General features: G+C 58.5%; 2 protein-coding genes and 1 pseudogene. All 3 read right to left on the bottom strand.

What is annotated here, in order from left to right; genetic code table 11:
- Window positions 1–65: 65 nt before the first annotated feature.
- Entirely contained in the window at window positions 66–1,367 is a 1,302-nt protein-coding gene (locus tag BO74_RS20980) for a TRAP transporter large permease subunit (protein WP_496445329.1), read from the bottom strand.
- Window positions 1,364–1,843, bottom strand: a complete 480-nt coding sequence (locus BO74_RS20975; protein ID WP_496445327.1) for a TRAP transporter small permease subunit — start codon at window positions 1,841–1,843, stop codon at window positions 1,364–1,366. Before BO74_RS20975 ends, BO74_RS20980 begins: the two co-directional genes overlap by 4 nt.
- Before the next feature lie 86 nt (window positions 1,844–1,929).
- Window positions 1,930–2,021: pseudogene (locus BO74_RS20970) on the bottom strand (2-deoxy-D-gluconate 3-dehydrogenase); the annotation flags it as partial.

The following is a 2,021-nucleotide window of genomic DNA, read 5'->3' as shown; positions in this document are numbered from 1 at the left end:
TCCAGCGTTTGAACTTCTTTTTCTGTCGTTTCCATCATTCCCATGTCGGGACAATAACCCGAAATTCAAGCGTTATTCGGGCCGAATCTATAACTGATCCATTTCAGGGGTGCCAGGATCATTGACGGGAAGATCGTAAACAACAACAGAAGGCCCAACATTGTCGCCAGGTAGGGCAACACCCCCTTGACGCACTTTTCGAACGGCAGGCGGGACACGCCGGCAATCACGTTCAGGACGTTGCCTACCGGTGGCGTGATCAAGCCAATCGAGCAGTTCAGGATGAACATCACGCCGAAATACACCGGATTGATCCCGGCATCCTGAACCAGTGGCATCAGCACGGGCACCAGAATCAGGACCGTCGGCGTCAAGTCCATCACCATGCCGACAACCATGATGAAAACCATGATGCACATCATCAACAAGGTCGGCGAATCGACCAGCGGCTGCATCAACTCGACGACCATCAACGGCAACTCGGCAATGGTGATCAGGAAGGCCGAAACGGCCGAGGCCGCAACGAGCAGCATGACGATCGCCGTCGTTTCGGCGGCAGCGAACAGCACCTCGAACAGATCGCGGAACTTCATTTCCCGATAGACGAACAGGGCTACGAGCAGGGCGTACATCGCCGCCACCGCACCGGCCTCCGTCGGGGTGAATATCCCGCTGCGAAAACCACCAATGATGATCACCGGCAGCATCAACGCCCAGGCACCGTCCTTGACCGAATGCCAGAACTCCTCCCTGGACGCCTTTTCGGTCATGGCCAACTGAACCCCCTGCGACTTCCACCACCAGACGAGCCCGAGTGCCACCCCCATCATGATGCCGGGTGCGATGCCGGCGAGGAACAGTTTGGAGATCGACACCCCGCTGGCCACACCGAAGATGATGAACGGAATCGACGGCGGAATGATCGGGGCGATGATCCCGCCCGTGGCGATCAAGCCCGCCGAGTCGCCCGGCTCATACCCGGCGCGCTTCATCATCGGCAACAGGACCATGCCGAGTGCCGCCGTATCAGCCGCCGCCGAGCCGGAGAGGCTGGCCATCAGCATCGAGGCGATGATCGCCACATAACCGAGCCCGCCCTGCTTGTGGCCAACCAGCTTGAGCGGGAGATCGACGATACGCTTGGAGATGCCTCCCGCGTTCATCAGTTCGCCCGCCAGCACGAAGAAGGGAATGGCCAGCAGCGGGAAGCTGTCCGCACCACTGATCAGGTTCTGCGCCATGATCTGAAAATCGACCATATCCAGCTGAAGCATCAGAGCCAGGCCACAGAGCAGCAGCGAAAACGCGACCGGAATGCCCAGGATAATGCAGCCCAGGAGGCTGCCGAGAAATACCAGGACGGTCATTTGCGGTCTCCCATGTCGAAGTGGAACAGCGTGCGCCAGAGACGCGCAAGGAGCAACCCGCCGACGATGACACTGAACGGGATACAGGCGAAGTACAGGACGGCGACCGGAATATCACTGATGGGGAGATAGTTGGCCATGTTCGACTGGGTCAACTGCCAACCGCCGATGATGATCAAACCGCAGCAGGCAAGCATGGCCAGATCGCTGAGGATCAGCACAATGCGCCGCACGGGTGCGGGCATGCGCAGGAAAAACGTGTCGACCCGGACGTGCCGGTTCCGGATGAACGCCGAAATCGACCCAAGAAAGGTCAGCCACACGAAGAGATAACGGCCAATTTCCTCGGTGATCATCAGACTCGAATTGAAACCGTAGCGCAGCACGACATTCAGGAACACCAGCACCGCCATCGAGGCGATGATGATGACCATGAGCCATCGCAGCAGGCGTTCGGCGGGATTTTGCACAGACATATTGCCCTCGCTCCTTGCTATTGTTTTGAAAATCGATAAATCGCTTGGTCAGTCTGACAGGTTCACCCGAACCCGTCAGCCCCTATTTACCGCCCCATCCATCCGCCATCGACGGTGATGATGGTGCCGTTGACGTAGTCGGAGGCGTCCGACGCGAGATACACCGCCGCACCCACCA

The sequence above is a fragment of the Propionivibrio pelophilus DSM 12018 genome (assembly GCF_059569095.1).
The sequence above is the reverse complement of the archived record's forward strand: the minus strand, read 5'-3'. Positions and strand labels throughout refer to the sequence as shown.